General features: G+C 43.7%; 12 protein-coding genes. 7 read left to right on the forward strand and 5 right to left on the reverse strand.

Annotated features, from left to right (window positions below; all coding sequences use genetic code 11):
• Positions 1 to 5: 5 nt before the first annotated feature.
• The 4 genes from NB463_RS20910 to proV form a co-directional block, all read right to left on the reverse strand.
• Complete coding sequence (locus tag NB463_RS20910) at positions 6 to 650, reverse strand: thermostable hemolysin (RefSeq protein ID WP_258432574.1); 645 nt, start codon at positions 648 to 650, stop codon at positions 6 to 8.
• 216 nt (positions 651 to 866) lie between these two features.
• A complete protein-coding gene (gene proX / locus NB463_RS20915; protein WP_005393392.1) occupies positions 867 to 1,874 on the reverse strand; it encodes a glycine betaine/L-proline ABC transporter substrate-binding protein ProX in 1,008 nt (335 codons plus the stop codon).
• A complete protein-coding gene (gene proW / locus NB463_RS20920; protein ID WP_134646714.1) occupies positions 1,867 to 2,958 on the reverse strand; it encodes a glycine betaine/L-proline ABC transporter permease ProW in 1,092 nt (363 codons plus the stop codon). The genes proX and proW overlap by 8 nt, the downstream gene beginning before the upstream one ends.
• A gap of 4 nt (positions 2,959 to 2,962) precedes the next feature.
• Positions 2,963 to 4,150: a glycine betaine/L-proline ABC transporter ATP-binding protein ProV gene (gene proV / locus NB463_RS20925; RefSeq protein WP_005393388.1), complete on the reverse strand. Its 1,188-nt coding sequence runs from the start codon at positions 4,148 to 4,150 to the stop codon at positions 2,963 to 2,965.
• A 438-nt stretch (positions 4,151 to 4,588) separates the two neighbouring features.
• Between proV and NB463_RS20930 the strand changes: the two genes are divergently transcribed.
• From NB463_RS20930 to NB463_RS20960, 7 genes are all read left to right on the forward strand, one after another.
• On the forward strand, positions 4,589 to 6,469 hold the full coding sequence (locus NB463_RS20930; RefSeq protein ID WP_006741594.1) for a DUF294 nucleotidyltransferase-like domain-containing protein: 1,881 nt from the start codon (positions 4,589 to 4,591) through the stop codon (positions 6,467 to 6,469).
• Positions 6,469 to 7,215: a 3'-5' exonuclease gene (locus NB463_RS20935; protein ID WP_109168394.1), complete on the forward strand. Its 747-nt coding sequence runs from the start codon at positions 6,469 to 6,471 to the stop codon at positions 7,213 to 7,215. Before NB463_RS20930 ends, NB463_RS20935 begins: the two co-directional genes overlap by 1 nt.
• A gap of 191 nt (positions 7,216 to 7,406) precedes the next feature.
• Positions 7,407 to 9,068: a BCCT family transporter gene (locus tag NB463_RS20940; protein WP_005393381.1), complete on the forward strand. Its 1,662-nt coding sequence runs from the start codon at positions 7,407 to 7,409 to the stop codon at positions 9,066 to 9,068.
• A 312-nt stretch (positions 9,069 to 9,380) separates the two neighbouring features.
• Positions 9,381 to 9,914: a diaminobutyrate acetyltransferase gene (ectA, locus tag NB463_RS20945; RefSeq protein ID WP_005393379.1), complete on the forward strand. Its 534-nt coding sequence runs from the start codon at positions 9,381 to 9,383 to the stop codon at positions 9,912 to 9,914.
• A 34-nt stretch (positions 9,915 to 9,948) separates the two neighbouring features.
• Complete coding sequence (gene ectB / locus NB463_RS20950) at positions 9,949 to 11,214, forward strand: diaminobutyrate--2-oxoglutarate transaminase (RefSeq protein ID WP_258431952.1); 1,266 nt, start codon at positions 9,949 to 9,951, stop codon at positions 11,212 to 11,214.
• Positions 11,215 to 11,229: 15 nt separating this feature from the next.
• A complete protein-coding gene (locus tag NB463_RS20955; RefSeq protein ID WP_005393369.1) occupies positions 11,230 to 11,616 on the forward strand; it encodes an ectoine synthase in 387 nt (128 codons plus the stop codon).
• Positions 11,617 to 11,700: 84 nt separating this feature from the next.
• The gene (locus NB463_RS20960; RefSeq protein ID WP_005393366.1) at positions 11,701 to 13,122 is read left to right on the forward strand and encodes an aspartate kinase; all 1,422 of its coding nucleotides are present in this window, start codon (positions 11,701 to 11,703) and stop codon (positions 13,120 to 13,122) included.
• Between the two features lie 178 nt (positions 13,123 to 13,300).
• Here the strand turns inward: NB463_RS20960 and NB463_RS20965 are convergent, their stop codons facing one another.
• Entirely contained in the window at positions 13,301 to 14,866 is a 1,566-nt protein-coding gene (locus NB463_RS20965; RefSeq protein WP_258431953.1) for an arylsulfatase, read from the reverse strand.
• Positions 14,867 to 15,231: the final 365 nt, after the last annotated feature.

The raw sequence follows: 15,231 nt of genomic DNA on the forward strand, positions 1-15,231 counted from the left end.
GTCACCTATATTCTGGCGTGGTGTTTAACCAAGTTGTTCTGGTTGTGTTTGCGGTTTCTTTCTTGGACTAATCGAAGACGCTCTAGTCCTTTTTGCAAATTGCCTGCTAACACACGCGGTTGATGTTCGTAGTACGAACCCCAAGTGGACTTGGCGTAGGGGACTTTATTTTGATCGGCCTGCGCGATGATATGAGGCTCCAATCCTAGACGCGCCATCATTGCGTGAAGTGGGTCTGTCGCGGTGAAGATGCACCATTCAAAACCGAGATTGACCAGCATTTCTGCGATCAGGTAGAAGTGCAGAGATGACATGCCCTTAGCGAAAGATGCCAAGTGACCAAACTCCACTAAGTTCGAACGTTTTACGTCGCAGTTAAATACGTTAGAAACCAGCTTTTGGGCGTCGTCTTCTAAATACTGTTCAAGGAACAAAGGTTCATCTTCGGCGATGCGAAAGCCACATACGGAAATAATTTGACCGCCGTCAATGAGGGTTAAATACGCCGGCATAAACTGTTTGAGCTCGGCAAAGAATGCTTCTTGATAACGCTGAGAAACATGCTCGATAACTTGGCTCCAAAGCGGATGCATTGGATAGACGATGTCTAAAGTAAAGCCATCTGCAGAAATTTGTGCATGGTGTTTCATGAGCGCTTCCTTTGTTTGATTGGTTATCAACAAAATAAAACGCGAAACTTAAGAAACTCTTAAGGAATGAAATTAAGTAGAAACTTTAAGAAAATACTTAGGAGCAGGGCTCAATATTGTTGTAACCCTTTTTACTACGGTGAATAAAATTAGAGCCAACCGATGTGATCGGTTGGCTCTAAAGTTAGGTGTCACGTATTTTAATGGTTGTGCCGATTACATGGCTGCTTTTTTAGCTTCGTCTACCCATGCGTCGAACTTTTTCTGGTTCGCTTTGATCCAGCCATTTACATGAGACTCGATGTCTGCTGAGCTGTTCTTACCTTGGCTCATCATCATATTCTGCGCACTAACATCATTGATGTTTAGCTTGATGATTTCAAACAGCTTCGCTGCTGCTGGGTTCTTTTCAGTAAACTCTTTGTTCGCAACGATGCGCATAGAGTTCATCTCAAAGCCGTAGTTCTTACCGTTCTCTAGTGTTGTGTCGATGTCCTTACGCTCACCAGGAAGTGAAGAGAATGGCACTTCTAACCAAACAACATCTTTACCCGGAACTAAGACGCCACTTACCCAGTAAGGTGTCCAAGTGTAGTAAAGAATCGGATCGCCTTTTTTGTAACGAGAAATCGTGTCAGCGATAATCGCAGCGTAGTTACCTTGGTTGTGCGTTACTGTGTCACGAAGCTTGAACGCATCCAACTGATGCTCAACGACCATTTCACAACCCCAACCTGGGTTACAACCTGTTAAGTCCGCTTTACCGTCACCGTTGGCATCGAAAAGCTTCGCCAGTTTTGGATCTTTTAATTGACCAATATTTGTGATGCCATATTTTTCAGCGGTTTTTTTATCGATCAAGTAACCTTGCGCAGCACCACTTACATATTGACCTTTGCGGAAAAACTTATCATCACCGCCAGACATCGTGTACTTATCGGCGTGAAGAGGGAACCAACCTACTGCTAAGAAAGTGGCGTCGCCTTTAGCAATAGAGGTATAGCCTACGTTGTAATCCACTTCTTTAGTTGGTTTTACATCGTAACCAAGCTCTTCAAGTGCACGGTTTACGATCAATGTTTGAAACGTTTCCTCTGCAACGGTTGATTGAACTGGCTGAACAGTCACACCTTCACCCGGTAGTTCGCTTGCCACACCATAAGTTGAAAATGCGATAGTACTTAGAGCTCCAACAGAGAGCGCTTTCTTCCATGAATTATTCATTGATGTTTCTCCTAAGTTTTAGATCGTCTTGGTTCGTCTTTGTTTTCAGTTTTAATAGGTATGAAACAGGACCTGTGTGATACCAGCGAAGCTTGGTGTTACCCGCATTAATCCCTAATACTTGGGTAATACGGTCTAATAAAATGGCAAGAATTACGATGCCTAAGCCACCGACGGCAGCAAGACCCATATCAAGTCGGCCGATACCACGAAGTACCATTTGGCCCAAGCCGCCAACCGCAATCATTGAAGCGATCACGACCATAGAAAGTGAAAGCATCAAGGTTTGGTTTACCCCTGCCATAATCGTTGGTAACGCCAATGGCAATTGGATGCGGTAAAGCATCTGTTTTTTGTTTGCCCCGAAAGAGTGGCCCGCTTCGATCAGCTCTTCAGGTACTTGCTGAATCCCTAAAATAGTCAGGCGCACAACGGGAGGCAGTGCGAAAATGATGGTTACTACAACGCCAGGAACGTTACCAATACCGAATAGCATAACGATTGGCACAAGGTAAACGAACGCGGGAGTCGTTTGCATTGCATCTAATATTGGCCTAACAAATTTGGCAGCGGTTTGGCTCCTTGCCAACCATATCCCCATTGGTAGCCCTATAAGCAAACAGAAGAAAACGGCGGTTAACACCAGTGCTAGCGTTGTCATCGCTTGTGACCACGCACCAATTAGGCCGATGAAAACAAGGGATACAAGTGTTGAAAAACCGAGTTTTACATTGGAAAACTGCCACGCCAGCAAAAATAAAATGAGCACCATGATGGGCGCAGGTGTGGACACCAAAGCAGTTTCAAACGAGGTAAGAATAAAGTCGATTGGAACTCGAATTGCTTGGAAAACTGGGCGACCATGTTCCACCAACCAGTTCAATCCCGATTCTACCCAGCTATCAAGTGGTAGAACCGCATCTTGGAATGGGTTCATAATGTCGAATGGCGCTTGCTCTACAGTTTCTGAGCTTAACCAGTCATTACTTGGGGCAGCGTCAGCACCTGCACCTTGTGACCAAGGATCATCTTGTGCAGGAGCGGTATTCGACCAGGGATCATTGTTAGTTTGCTCTGAAGACATCGTGTTAATCCTTATCTAGTGTTTGTAGAAGACGTGATTTAGTCACGACACCAAAGTAAGTACCTTGCTCATCAACGACAGGTACGGCATAAGGAACGCCTGCTACTAGCCCCAAAATGTCATTGATTGACTGCTCTGGCTGAAGAGTGACTTCATCCGTCAATTGAGCACTGGCTAGAGAGCGGTTTTCTTTGTGAGCCAAACGTAGTGAGTCAAGAGACACGATGCCGGAATATCGGCTAGATTTATCGACGACAATGCCGTAATCACGGTCATGATCCATCAGAATCTGCATCGCGGAGCCTGGGCCATCATTTTCCGATTTCTTAAAGACGGCGGCTGGCTTCTTGCGAGCGATATCTTTTGCTGTCAAGACACTTGCGATGTTTACGCCGCGGAAAAACGCTTCGACATAATCATTTGCTGGACTGTGCAATATTTCATCAGGTGTGCCAACCTGAACAACCTCACCGTTTTGCATGATGGCGATACGATCACCAATACGCATTGCTTCATCCAAATCATGAGAGATGAAGACAATTGTGCGTTTGTCATCGTTTTGTAGACGAATAAGCTCATCCTGCATCTCAGAACGGATTAATGGGTCTAAAGCGGAAAACGCCTCGTCCATTAATAGAATGTCTGGGTCACAAGCCAATGCCCTTGCTAAACCCACGCGCTGTTTCATACCACCGGATAACTCGTCAGGGAAAGATTCTGCATAAGGGTCTAAGCCAACTCTTTCCAAGGCGGAAAGGGCACTTTTCTGACGTTCATTAACATCAATGCCAGCAAGTTCTAAACCGAATGCAGCGTTTTCGATCACCGTCATGTGAGGCATAAGTGCGAAACTTTGAAACACCATTGAGATATTGTTGCGACGAACTTCTCGAAGTTCGTCTTCAGAGATATGGGCAATATCTTTCCCTTTGAGATAAACACTGCCTTTCGTTGGCTCAATGAGTCGGTTTAGGAGTCGAACGAGAGTAGATTTTCCCGAACCAGAAAGCCCCATGATTACGAAAATTTCACCTTCGTTAATGGTGAGAGATACATCGTTTACGCCGACTGTTAAACCTGTCTGTTCAAAAATACCGTCCTTATCGATACCTTTTTCGATAAGCGAGAAGGCTCTTTCTGGGTCTTCTCCAAACACTTTATACAGTCCCTTAACTTCCAGTATGGGATCCATGTTATCTGTCCTTTTTTGTGTGTTTATAACTGTTTAACGATTTGTACTCTAATTAATTTTAGTTCAACTTTCAACGAATGGAGTTCGGTTAACAGGATTTTATGTGCATACAATAAACAATGAAGGTGGTGTGGTTAAATAGTGTTTTTATTAACAAAAATAGATATTTACGGTTGGTTTTGTCTTCGCTTAACTTTTCCATGACATTGGTTTGAATTTATTTTGAAGTTTTTAGTACATTTCAACTCAGCCCATCTGCATAGCTATAAGGAGAAATAGATTAGAGGTCTATATTTAAAAACATTAGAGCTCTAATTTTTGGTTGGAGTTTTATTCTGCGAACTAGGTTAGGTGTTGTTATTCTTAGATTTATTCATTGATTGATTTCAATCTTGGTGATATTTATCGCTGTAGTTTAGGCAACGTATGGAATAAAAGATGGAAGCCGAACAGTTAGAAGTGCTCAACTTCATTAGCCAGTACCCACCTTTCGATGATCTACCCGAAGAGCAGTTAAAAAAGATCGCTCTAAATGCCGAGGTTGCATACTTTCGGCAAGGCACAGAGATACTCAATTTTGGAGACACGATCCGCGACTTATATATGGTGAGAAGCGGCGCTGTGGAGATCTACCGACGTAAAGGCGAACTCTATAACAGGATTGACGCTGGTGGACTGTTTGGACAGATGGGGTTGTTAATGAACAACCGTGTGCGTATGCCTGCCAAAGCGATAGAAGACACCTTGGTTTACTGTATTCCGGAGGATATTTTCAACGAGCTTTGTGATGAGTTTGAAAACTTTGCTGACTACATGGAACTGGAAGACAGCGCGCGTTTGCGAAGCGCAATATCCAGCCGCTCAGAAAGCAATGACTTTACCACTGCCAAGGCACGTAAAATCTTAGCGAGAGATCCGGTAACATTGGAGGCGACGGCATCGATTCAAGAAGCCGCGATACTGATGGCGGAGGAAAATGTCACCTCTTTGCTTATTGTTCGCCCAGCAGAAGAACTCACAGAAGAAGATGATGAACAACTACTTGGAATATTGACTGATCGCGATCTATGTATTCGCGTATTAGCTCAGGGCATTGATACCAATATCCCAGTGAGTGAGGTCATGAGTTATGACGTGGTGTCTCTGGATTACAACGCTTATGTCTTTGAAGCCATGTTAACCATGTTACGCTACAACGTGCACCATCTCCCAATTTTAAAAGATAAAAAGCCGATAGGAATTATTGGCATGACGGATATTGTCCGTTATGAATCTCAAAACAGCTTGCTGCTCGTTAGCTCTATCTTCCAACAAACCAGCGTTGAAGATCTCAAGCAAGTTTCTGAACAAGTGAAAGACTGCTTTGTACGAATGGTGAATGAAGATGCCAACGCTCATATGATTGGTCGAGCCATGTCGGTCATTGGTAGTAGCTTTAAACAGCGTTTGGCTGAATTAGCAGAGCAAGAGCTTGGCCCTGCGCCAATTCCGTATTGTTTGGTCGCTATGGGATCGATGGCCAGGGATGAGCAGTTAATTGTAACGGACCAAGACAACGCCCTTATTCTCGACAACAGTTATGATGTTGAGATGCACGGGGAGTACTTTGAAAAGTTTGCCAAATTTGTTTGTGATGGTTTAGCAGCATGCGGCTATGCTTACTGTACTGGCGACATTATGGCAACCAATCCAGAGTGGCGAAAAACCCGAGCGGAGTGGGAGGAGTGCTTTGGCAACTGGATAGATAACCCAACTCCTGAAAGGTTGTTAAACAGTAATATCTTTTTTGATTTATTAGGTGTTCATGGGCGAGTGAAGTGGGCGGAACAATTAAGCAGCTTTATTGTTAGGCGCGCGAAAAGAAACAACCGCTTCCTTGCATGTATGGCTTACAACGCGATACGTCGTACACCGCCATTGGGCTTCTTCAAAGATTTTGTTATGGAGAAAGATGGTCGTCATCGCAATTCTATTAACTTGAAAAGAAGAGGTACTGCGCCATTGGCAGATTTGATTCGAGTACATTCATTGGCAATTGGTTCCCGTTCGCAAAACTCGTTTGACCGATTAGACGATATCAATGATGCGGGCATTTTACCTAAAGGTCGAGGAATGGACTTGAGGGATGCAATGGAATTGATCTACATGGTTCGAATTCGTCATCAAGCACTCGATATCGAAAATGGAGATGAACCAGATAACAACATTGAGCCAGAGAACATGTCAGAGTTTGAGCGCCGAAACTTAAAAGCTGCTTTCCAAATCCTTAGTAATGCACAGAACTTCATCAAGTTCCGATACCAGAGAAGTAGCAAATAATGTGGTTCTCAAAAAAGGCAGCAAAAGATCAGCCGTTGTTGGATACGTCTCGGACGCCAGAGTGGTCAACGTTATTCAAACAGCTCGCGAAAGAAGCAAGAGACGAGAGACTCAAACGTTATTACTCGACACCGATGGTTAATGGGGAAACCCCAGTTGAGGAAGTGCCATTTGTCTCGGTAGATTTTGAAACGACAGGTTTGAATGCGGAAGAGGATGCAATTCTCACGATTGGACTTGTGCCGTTTACCATTGATCGTGTTCAATGTAGTGGCTCTGCGCATTGGGTTGTTAACCCTAATCGTGAGTTAAACGAAGAGTCAGTTGTGATTCATGGCATCACTGATTCTGAAGTCAAAAACGCGCCCCAACTAACCCACATTTTAGGGGAAATATTGGATGCGCTGTCAGGCAAAGTTGTGCTTGTTCATTATAAAAATATCGAAAGGCAGTTTTTTAATAACGCGTTGCTAAATAGCATTGGGGAGGGGATACAGTTTCCCGTTGTCGATACGCTAGACATTGAACACGCGATACAGCGCCGTGAATGCAGTGGCCTATTCAATAAGTTAAAAGGTAAGAAGCCAGGCTCTGTCAGGCTGGGGCATGCTCGTGAAAGGTATCGCCTTCCTGCTTATCAACCTCATCATGCTTTGACCGATGCGCTGGCAACTGCTGAACTGTTTCAAGCACAGTTGCAATATCATTTTAATCGAAGCATGCCAATCTCTTCGATTTGGCAATAAGCGTTGTTTATGATGAAGACAATAAAATGCAATGAAAGGTAGGGGGCTTTGCGATTATGATGGCGGACTGAGTAACCGCTTATAAGAACTATGTTTTTTGAACATGTGCTTGGTAGTGATGGGAGGTTTCATCACTCAAACTCCGACGAAAGTAATTTAAATTTGGTCACGTATTTTTAAGGAGATTATCCGTGAGCACCGATAATAACGGTGGCATTCAACGCCCCGATGGAAAGGTAAACGCGATAGACACTGACTATCAAATTGGTCAGGATAACGTCGCGTTAAAAGTAGGCCCGTTTGGCCTTGATATTCATAACCGTGTTTTTGCAATTTCTGGTTTAGCAATCATCCTATTTGTTGTAGTAACACTATTATTTCGAGAACAGGTAGAGCCGTTTTTCGCAGATCTAAGAGCGGGTTTGTTACACCATTTGGATTGGTTCTTTCTCGCATCTGGTAATATTTTTGTCATTGTCTGTGTTGGGTTGATTTTTACACCGCTAGGTCGGGTACGAATCGGCGGTACAGAAGCGACGCCAGATTATTCCTATGCGGGTTGGCTGGCAATGCTCTTTGCAGCAGGTATGGGTATCGGTCTGGTGTTCTTTGGTGTATCAGAACCTATGTCTCATTTTAGTTCTGCTATTGGTGGCGTGAACGTTGAGAACGGTGTTCGTACTGACTGGGCCCCTCTAGGTGGTGCAGAAGGCGATGCAAGTGCTGCATCTGCACTAGGCATGGCGGCGACGATTTACCACTGGGCGCTTCATCCGTGGTCAATCTATGCGCTATTGGCTCTTGGTTTGGCGATTTTCTCGTTTAACAAAGGCTTACCACTTACCATGCGATCCATTTTTTACCCACTGTTTGGTGAGCGTGTATGGGGTTGGACTGGTCACATTATCGACATTCTTGCCGTTGTCGCGACAGTTTTTGGTCTGGCAACGTCTCTAGGTTACGGTGCGTCTCAAGCCGCAACGGGTTTGAACTTCCTGTTTGATGTTCCAATGACGAATACTACGCAGGTACTATTGATTATTGGCATCACCGCACTCGCTTTAATCTCAGTTGTTGCGGGACTAGACAAAGGCGTGAAAATCTTATCTGAGATCAACATGGGTCTCGCTGCGCTTTTACTGCTTTTTGTTATTGTTGTCGGCCCGACGATCGCGATTTTAACGGGCTTCTTCGAAAATATAGTGTCATATGTGGCTAATATTCCTGCCCTATCAATGCCATTTGGACGAGAAGACGTAAACTATTCTCAAGGTTGGACAGCATTCTACTGGGCTTGGTGGATTTCTTGGTCACCATTTGTAGGTATGTTCATTGCGCGTGTATCTCGTGGTCGTTCAGTTCGTGAGTTCATTATTTGCGTTATCCTTATCCCTTCTTCTGTTTGTGTGTTATGGATGACCGCTTTTGGTGGTAACGCTATAAGCCAATACGTGAGCGATGGTTATGAAGCCGTGTTCAACGCGGAATTACCGTTAAAACTATTTGCCATGTTAGATGTGATGCCTCTAGCTGAAATTACATCTTTCGTCGGTATTATTTTGGTGGTGGTATTCTTCATTACCTCTTCAGACTCTGGTTCACTGGTTATTGATACTATTGCTGCGGGCGGTAAGGTCGATGCGCCAACGCCTCAACGCGTGTTCTGGTGTACGTTTGAAGGCTTAGTTGCGATTGCATTGATGCTTGGTGGTGGCCTAGCGGCAGCTCAAGCAATGGCCGTGACCACAGGCCTACCATTTACGATTGTTCTGCTTGTTGCAACGGTTTCCCTAGTAAAAGGCCTGATGGATGAACCTCGTCCAAAAGCGGTTTCTAAGAAGAAATCGAAATAACCAACATCAGCAGTTAAATATTTGAATAAAGCGGCATGCGAAAGCATGCCGCTTTTTTTTATTTTTGAATTTTTGCTGAGAAATGAAGACCATGGAGGACTGTTTTTTCTGTTCGTTTTTTATACTTATTCTTTAAGTGATTTTTTAATAAATTAGACCTCGAACTATTTTAAGATTTGGTTAAATGGCATGTTTTTGTGATCTATATCACAAAAATATCGATAAAAAGGCGGATTATTTGATTTTTAGTCGCGAGGAATGCCCATAATAAAAAGGAAATTTAATTAGACCTCAAAGGATATGTATTTCCACATGATCACATCAGCACCTTGGGTTCTTTATCCAGAGATTGGAGAAGACTCAAGTAAAAAATGGATTTTTCGTGAGCCTAAAATCTCTGATGGTGACGACATTTACAGCTTAATTGCAGACTGTCCTCCATTGGACATGAACTCATCTTATTGCAATTTCCTACAGTCTACGCATTTCAGCAAAACCAGTATTTTGGTTGAGCAAAAAGGCGAAATCGCAGGTTTCATTTCCGGTTATCAGAAACCAGACGAGCAAGACGTTTTATTTGTCTGGCAAGTTGCAGTCTCACCTCGCTTTAGAGGTCACGGTTTAGCATTCCGCATGTTGAAAGAACTTCTCACCCGAGAGGAATTGGGCGGTGTTAAATCGGTAGAAACTACCATCACGGAAGATAATAAAGCCTCTTGGGCATTGTTCAAAAAGTTAGATGCGATGAACGGCAACTCTGGCCAAGTAAGCACATTTTTGGATGAAGAAGCCCACTTTAAAGGCAAACACGATACAGAATATTTGTATCGCATTCCTCTCAAATAATCCTCAAACAATAGGAATTAAAAACGGTCTCATCATGGATATTTTCAAAAAGCAGGAATCCAACGTACGCTCATATTCAAACAATTTCCCAGTCGTTTTTCGTAAAGCGAAAGGCTGCTGGCTGGAAACAGAACAAGGTGAACGATACTTAGACTTCCTTGCTGGAGCGGGATCTCTAAATTACGGCCATAACAACCCAGTACTTAAGCAAGCACTGCTTGAGTACATTGAGATGGACGGTATTACTCACGGTTTGGATATGCACTCAGAAGCGAAAGCATCGTTTCTTGAAGCGTTGGATACTTACATCCTTAAACCAAGACACTTGGACTACAAAGTTCAGTTTACTGGCCCAACCGGTACTAACGCCGTTGAGGCAGCACTTAAGTTAGCGAAAAAAGTAAAAGGTCGCGACAGCGTTGTTGCATTTACCAACGGTTTCCACGGTTGTACAGCTGGCGCACTGGCTGCAACGGGTAACCAGCATCACAGACAAGGTAACGGTTCTAGCTTAAGTAACGTCACTCGTATTCCATTTGAAGGTTACGCTGGCGTTGATGGTCTAGCATTGTTCGAAACCATGCTAAACGACAACTCTGCAGGTATGGATAAACCAGCCGCTGTACTTCTTGAAACTGTGCAGGGCGAGGGTGGTTTAAATGCTGCTTCAAACGAGTGGTTACAACGTTTGAGCAAAATCTGTAAAGCCAACGACATTCTTGTGATTGTCGATGACATTCAGGCTGGCTGTGGACGTACAGGTACTTTCTTTAGCTTTGAGCCGTCAGGTATTCAACCAGATATCGTGACGCTATCGAAATCGATCGGTGGTTACGGTTTACCAATGGCCGTCGTTCTACTCAAACCAGAGCTAGACCAGTGGAAGCCAGGTGAGCATAACGGCACGTTCCGTGGTAACAACCATGCATTTATTACCGCGGCGAAAGCATTAGAAATTTATTGGGCAAATGATGATTTTGAAACACACATCAAGCAGTGTTCAGACAAAGTAAGTGCTGTTATTGATCGCTGCGTTCGTCGCTTCCCACAAATGTTTGTACAGAAAAAAGGTCGCGGCATGATGGTTGGTATTGAGTGTATCAACGGTGATATGGCATCTGAAATCGCGAAAAACTGTTTCGAAAACGGAATGGTAATTGAGACAGCTGGCCCTGACGACGAAGTCGTTAAGTTCTTCTGCCCACTTACGATTAGCGAGTCAGAATTAGACCAAGGACTAAGCATCTTTGAAAGTGCAGTGGAAACCATCGCTGCGAAACATTTCAAACAAGCATCTTAATAAGGATTATTAATTATGATCGTCAGAACACTCGATGAGTGTCGCAACAGTGAGCGACGTGTGGTTTCAGATAACTGGGAAAGTGTCCGTATGTTGTTGAAAGATGACAACATGGGTTTTTCTTTCCACATTACTACGATTTATGAAGGTACTGAAACACACATTCACTATCAAAATCACCTAGAATCGGTTTTTTGTATGAGCGGTGAAGGTGAAATTGAAGTCGTTGGTGGAGAAACTTACCCGATTAAACCGGGTACGTTATACATCCTTGATAAACACGATGAGCACTACTTGAGAGCTTATAAGAATAAAGAAATGGTAATGGCGTGCGTATTCAACCCACCAATTACCGGCGCTGAAGTGCACGATGAAAACGGTGTTTATCCTCTCGTTGACTAAAAGATAGAGGTGGGGTGCTTGTCACCCCACGATCAACTATCTCTTCTTTTTTCTTTTAAAGTTACCAATCAAAAAAGGCTTATCATGACATTTACCGTAGAAAAAATCGGCGGTACATCAATGACAGCATTTGATGCTGTTCTCGACAACATTATTCTTCGTCCTAAATCGCCATACAATCGTATCTTTGTTGTCTCTGCATACGGCGGTATGACCGACGCGCTACTCGAATGTAAAAAAACCAGTAAGCCAGGTGTTTATCAGCTTATCGCGAAACGTGATGACAAATGGGAAGAAGCGCTAGCATATGTAGAAAGCCGTATGCTGCTCACAAATGAAAATATTTTCGCGGACCCAATGAATCGTATCCGTGCAGATAAATTCATTCGCTCACGTATTGCTGAAGCAAAAAACTGTATTGCGAACATTTTAGAAACGTGTCAGTACGGTCAGTTTTCGCTACGTCAGTATTTGCCTCAAATTCGAGAGTTTCTGTCGTCTATCGGTGAGGCGCACAGTGCTTACAACACGGCACTGAAACTAAAAAATATGGGTATTAACGCTAAGTTCGTTGACCTGTCCGGTTGGGACAATCAAGCGCCAAGAAGCCTTGATGAATCGATCAGTGATGCGTTTGCTGATATCGATGTGTCAAAAGAACTGCCAATCGTTACAGGTTATGCTTACTGTAAGGAAGGCCTAATGCACACTTATGACCGAGGTTATAGTGAGATGACATTTAGCCGAATTGCAGCGATAACAAAAGCGGATTTAGCGGTAATTCACAAAGAATATCACTTGAGCTCTGCAGACCCGCGTGTTGTTGGTCCTGAAAAAGTTTTGCCAATTGGTAGTACAAACTATGACGTAGCAGACCAACTTGCTAACCTTGGCATGGAAGCTATTCACCCAAATGCAGCCGCAGGTTTACGTGAGAGTGGTATTGAGCTACAGATTAAAAATACATTTGAACCTGAACACGAAGGCACTTTGATTTCTTCAAGCTACCGCCCAGAAGAAGACAAAGTCGAAATTATCGCAGGTAAAGAAAAAGTGTTTGCACTGCATTTGTTTGACCAAGCGATGGTGGGAAAAGCCGATAACGTTAGCTACGAATTAATGGAAATTATCTCTGATGCTCGCGTAAGTTTAGTTGGTAAAGAGATGAACGCGAACTCTATTACTTACTATCTAGGTGGCAGTACTGATAGCTTGAACAAAGTATTGTATAAAGCTGAAAAACGCTATCCGAATGCGTCGATTAAAGGCCGTATGGTCGCGCTGATTTCAGCCATCGGTTCTCAAATTGACACCAACAAGACACTGGCGAAAGGTGTACTTTCTTTGATGAACAATGGAGTAACGCCAGTTGCACTTCACTCATCAATGAGAAATGTAAACGTTCAGTTCGTAGTGGGTGATAAAGAATATCAGCGTGCGATTTGTGCGTTGCATGATGAATTCTTTCAGAGCAATAGTTTAACTAAATCGGTTAACGTAGCTTAGTTTATTCACGGTTAAAATACAAAGGAGAGCAGGTTTGCTCTCCTTTTTTGTTTTTCTGTGTTCTCAATATAGGCCCGCTTTGCATGGAGTAAACTACCGAGCTAAGTGTGTCCGTAGAGATACAGATAAGACAGCAGAGCTGCTGGCTCAGTAACGCAATCTAGAGTGATTAATTAGATTACTTAACTTTATTCACTTCCTGTTGAAGCATTTCTAACTGCTGCATCTTTTCTTGCATCTGCAAAGAGTCGTAATTTAAAGAAGCAGGGTTCATAGTTGTACCGCGTTGCATTGGGTATTCAGGTAACGTTTTAAAGAAGTCGCCAACAACGTCTTGAATTGGTACAAACAACCACATGTTGTCTGCCATCCAACGTAGATACATTTGTGACTCGCTAGGACCTTTTTCAAATGGGTCAGCACGTAAGTGAATGATCTTAGGCCAGTTTGGTACAGATCGCACGGCGTCGCTTAGGTTTCCTTCCAGAGTTGCAAAGTGAAGTTTCCAGTCATTCCAGCGTACTGCGTTTAGTTCACCATTTGAGGTGAAGTAGAGCAGAGACTCACGTGGTCCTTTCTCTTCTTTTCCCTCGAAGTATGGCATGAAGTTGTAGCCGTCTATATGGACACGCCAGTCTTTACCATTTGCTTTGTAACCTTCAGCAAGCTTTTCTTTCACGTCAGGAACGCCAGCTGCCGCTAACAATGTTGGCAACCAGTCTTGATGAGCCATCATTTCGTTGATTTTCGTTCCTGGCTTAATGACACCTGGCCAACGCACAAGTTGAGGCACACGCATACCGCCTTCCCAAGTCGTGCCTTTCTCACCGTGGAATGGGGTTGCGCCCCCATCAGGCCAAGTCATGGTCTCTGCGCCGTTATCTGTTGTATAAATAACGATGGTGTTGTCAGCAACGCCTAACTCATCGAGTTTGTCGAGCAATACGCCGACTTGATCGTCATGCTCTAACATGCCATCAGCGTAAATGCTAACACCGGATTTACCTCGGTACTTCTCTTGTAATCGGGTCCACACGTGCATGCGCGTAGAGTTATGCCAGATGAAGAAAGGCTTATCTGCTTTAACCGCTTTCTCCATAAACGATAAAGTGCTTTCGAGGAACTCTTCGTCCGCGTGTTCCATGCGTTTACGCGTCATTGGGCCAGTATCTTCAATCTTACCGTCGGCATAAGATTTAATTACACCACGAGGACCATAGCTTTTACGGAACTCTGGGTCTTTAGGGTAATAGTAGGTTTCGGGCTCTTCTTCTGCATTAAGGTGGTACAAGTTACCAAAGAATTCATCAAAACCATGATTGGTAGGTAGGTGCTTATCTTGATCGCCCAAGTGGTTTTTGCCGAACTGAGCTGTCATATAACCTTGGTCTTTTAGTAAGTCAGCAATAGTTGGTGCCCAATCTGGAATCCCATGGTTGGAACCCGGCATACCAATCGTCAGCAAGCCAGTGCGAAATGGTTCTTCGCCAGTAATGAATGCTGCTCGACCGGCAGTACAAGATTGTTGGCCGTAATGGTCTGTAAACAAAGCCCCTTCGTTCGCGATACGATCGATGTTAGGGGTTTTGTAACGCATCATACCTTGGTTATATGCGCTGATGTTCCAGTAACCGACATCGTCACCGAAAATTGCGAGTATGTTGGGTTTGTCTGCCGCCATCGCTGCGCTGGACGTTGCTAACAGTCCGACGCCTACTGCGATTTTTCTCAATTGGTTTTCCATAAAAAACTCCAGGTGGTTGAGAGTAACGAGAAGCACAAGTAAACCTTGTGCTTAGGTGCTGCATAAGTTAATGATGTGTATAGAAAAATCCTCTTATACTCTTTATAACTATAAGTTATTGAGGGTGTTTAACTATTTGTTTCTAAATAAAAATACTTGTCATTCTGATGATTTGGGGAGGTTTTAAAAATAGAGATGGGTCACTAATGAACACCAGAGCAGGTTGCTGGTGAGACGAATAAGGTTTCAGCAAAAACACCGAGATACTCCCTAATCGGGGGACAAAGAATGGAGCACTCATTTTGACGGCCTTTCACTTCTAATTATTTGTATAACCAAGGGGTTAGCGACTATATTGATTCAAG

It is taken from the genome of Vibrio sp. RM-41-2B (genome assembly GCF_024744415.1).
Lineage (GTDB): Bacteria > Pseudomonadota > Gammaproteobacteria > Enterobacterales > Vibrionaceae > Vibrio > Vibrio diabolicus.

Bases quoted from the DNA above. Each gene is read 5' to 3' on its own strand.
- NB463_RS20965 (WP_258431953.1), bottom strand. From the start codon at position 14,866: ATGGAAAACCAATTGAGAAAAATCGCAGTAGGCGTCGGACTGTTAGCA.
- proW (WP_134646714.1), bottom strand. From the start codon at position 2,958: ATGTCTTCAGAGCAAACTAACAATGATCCCTGGTCGAATACCGCTCCT.
- NB463_RS20930 (WP_006741594.1), top strand. From the start codon at position 4,589: ATGGAAGCCGAACAGTTAGAAGTGCTCAACTTCATTAGCCAGTACCCA.
- ectB (WP_258431952.1), top strand. From the start codon at position 9,949: ATGGATATTTTCAAAAAGCAGGAATCCAACGTACGCTCATATTCAAAC.
- NB463_RS20935 (WP_109168394.1), top strand. From the start codon at position 6,469: ATGTGGTTCTCAAAAAAGGCAGCAAAAGATCAGCCGTTGTTGGATACG.
- proV (WP_005393388.1), bottom strand. From the start codon at position 4,150: ATGGATCCCATACTGGAAGTTAAGGGACTGTATAAAGTGTTTGGAGAA.
- NB463_RS20955 (WP_005393369.1), top strand. From the start codon at position 11,230: ATGATCGTCAGAACACTCGATGAGTGTCGCAACAGTGAGCGACGTGTG.
- ectA (WP_005393379.1), top strand. From the start codon at position 9,381: ATGATCACATCAGCACCTTGGGTTCTTTATCCAGAGATTGGAGAAGAC.
- NB463_RS20960 (WP_005393366.1), top strand. From the start codon at position 11,701: ATGACATTTACCGTAGAAAAAATCGGCGGTACATCAATGACAGCATTT.
- NB463_RS20910 (WP_258432574.1), bottom strand. From the start codon at position 650: ATGAAACACCATGCACAAATTTCTGCAGATGGCTTTACTTTAGACATC.
- proX (WP_005393392.1), bottom strand. From the start codon at position 1,874: ATGAATAATTCATGGAAGAAAGCGCTCTCTGTTGGAGCTCTAAGTACT.